Source organism: Mesorhizobium sp. M7A.F.Ca.CA.002.09.1.1, from assembly GCF_003998555.1.
In the GTDB taxonomy this organism is placed as follows: Bacteria; Pseudomonadota; Alphaproteobacteria; order Rhizobiales; family Rhizobiaceae; genus Mesorhizobium; species Mesorhizobium ciceri.
The window spans coordinates 1-1,376 of sequence record NZ_RZRR01001188.1 but is presented as its reverse complement, the minus strand read 5'-3'; the positions used below and the strand labels follow the sequence as shown (position 1 = coordinate 1,376).

The following is a 1,376-nucleotide window of genomic DNA, read 5'->3' as shown; positions in this document are numbered from 1 at the left end:
CCTCAATATGCGCTTGCCGCGGCCTTGTGATTCAATTCCGGCTGATGTATAGGCTCGCCGACCGTTTTAGAAGCCGTGGCTCCTCAATAGCTGCGGCTTCGAGTTTTAAAAAGGGGCGCATCGACGCAGGCTTATGCCCGTCGCCAGCGCCGGCAAGCCAGGAACCGAACCATGAAGACCGACATCCATCCCGATTACCACACCATCAAGGTCGTCATGACCGATGGCACCGAATACACGACCCGTTCGACCTGGGGCAAGGAAGGCGATACGATGAACCTCGATATCGACCCGACCACCCACCCGGCTTGGACCGGCGGCCAGCAGACCCTGCTCGACCGCGGCGGCCGCCTGTCGAAGTTCAAGAAGCGTTTCGAAGGTTTCGGCATCTAATTGCATGTCGCCCAAAAGTGCGAAGCGGTTTTGGGATAACGACTTGCATCAAGTAAGAACTTAAGCCAAACGAGCTTTCACAGATCGAAAACCCGCCCTGTGGCGGGTTTTTTGTTGCGGCGCGGTCCTACTCGGCCAGCAATTCCCTTAACGCCATGCGCTTGTAGGCGGCGACCAGCCTGTCGCCCTCCTGCCGCTCAACCGAGATCGCCAGCCGCATGGCGGCCTCGCCCATCTGCCAGACCAGAAACGCCGTGGTTTCCAGTGTCGCCGGATCGGCTGCCGGCCGCAGCCGTTTCAGCACCGCGCTGAGGAATTCGGCGTTGGCACGGCTGTCGGCGAGTTCGAGCTGGCGCAGCGCCTTGTCAGCCTGCGTGCCCGACCAGATGTCGCGGATCACCGGCTCGGCCAGGAACAGCCGGTAATAGATGTCGACCAACTCTGAAAACGCGGACTGCAGGCCTTCGGCGTCGCTGATGCCAGCCAGTGCTGCCGAAATGCAGGACTGGCTTTCGGCGGTGTAGCGCTCGGCCAGCGCCCAGATGATCGCCCGCTTGTCCGGAAAGAACTGGTAGAGCGACCCGATCGACACCCCAGCGCGCTCCGCCACCTCACCCATGCGCATGGCATCGCTGCCTTGCTCGGCGATCAGCGCCGAGGCAGCCGCCAGCATGCGCTCGACCCGCTCGCGGCTGCGCTGCTGGCTCGGCGCCCGACGCGGTGAAGCAGCCTGCTTCTGTGCGGAAACGGGGGTTGCCGCGTCTTCCATACCTGACTCCAAATGCCGCCAAAATCACTTGACTCGAAAAATACGAGGGTTTATCACGTTTTGCAAATGTGAGGATTAATCACGTTTATGCGGAGGAAAGCACAATGGGCATCTGGAGCAACTGACATGATCGCGAAACTTCTTCCCACTCTCATCTTCATTGCCGCACTTGGCTCAGGCGTCGTCGGCGGCGTCTTCTTTGCTTTCTCCAGCT

General features: G+C 60.4%; 2 protein-coding genes. One reads left to right on the top strand and one right to left on the bottom strand.

The window, feature by feature from the left end:
- The first annotated feature begins 171 nt into the window (after nucleotides 1–171).
- Nucleotides 172–393: a 50S ribosomal protein L31 gene (rpmE, locus tag EN994_RS31635; protein WP_013529118.1), complete on the top strand. Its 222-nt coding sequence runs from the start codon at nucleotides 172–174 to the stop codon at nucleotides 391–393.
- 127 nt (nucleotides 394–520) lie between these two features.
- On the opposite strand, the gene EN994_RS31630 is transcribed toward rpmE, so the two are convergent.
- Nucleotides 521–1,162 (bottom strand): TetR/AcrR family transcriptional regulator, encoded by a 642-nt coding sequence (locus tag EN994_RS31630; RefSeq protein WP_024502910.1) that lies wholly within the window; start codon nucleotides 1,160–1,162, stop codon nucleotides 521–523.
- Nucleotides 1,163–1,376: the final 214 nt, after the last annotated feature.